Annotated in this window: 1 protein-coding gene; it reads left to right on the top strand. The window is 63.6% G+C overall.

Annotated features, from left to right (window positions below):
- The first annotated feature begins 1 nt into the window (after window position 1).
- Entirely contained in the window at window positions 2-166 is a 165-nt protein-coding gene (locus AC1DFE_RS24175) for a copper amine oxidase (RefSeq protein WP_476908345.1), read from the top strand.
- Window positions 167-464 lie beyond the last annotated feature (298 nt).

Here is a 464-nt window from a genome sequence, read left to right on the forward strand (position 1 = left end):
CATGCACCACGTCGTCCGCCTCGAAGACTGGCCCGTGATGCCCCGCCAGAACATCGGCTTCATGCTCGAACCCCACGGCTTCTTCAACCAAAACCCCACCCTGAACCTCCCCACCGAAACCAGGGGAACCACCACCGGACACTGCAGCACCGGAAACGGGCACTAAACCAGCCAGGTCCCCCCACCAAGCACCACCAACCGGTCCCCGATGCTGCCCACGGGCGCAGCATCGGGGACCTACCCTTTTCCCTACCCAAAAACTTTTCGCTCACCAACCCCAAAACCCGATCCGGTAGTTACCCACCCCAACCCAGTAGGGCGTGATCCGCGTGTTCAATATCCCCGCAATGACCTGGACCCTCACCGCCGTCCTGCTGGCCGGCGGCGGCTACCACCTCTGGCAGGCGGTACGGTCGCCCCACCCCACCGACCGGGTCAACAACAGCCTCCACACCCTCATGAAC

This window comes from Arthrobacter sp. 05T423 (genome assembly GCF_056396245.1).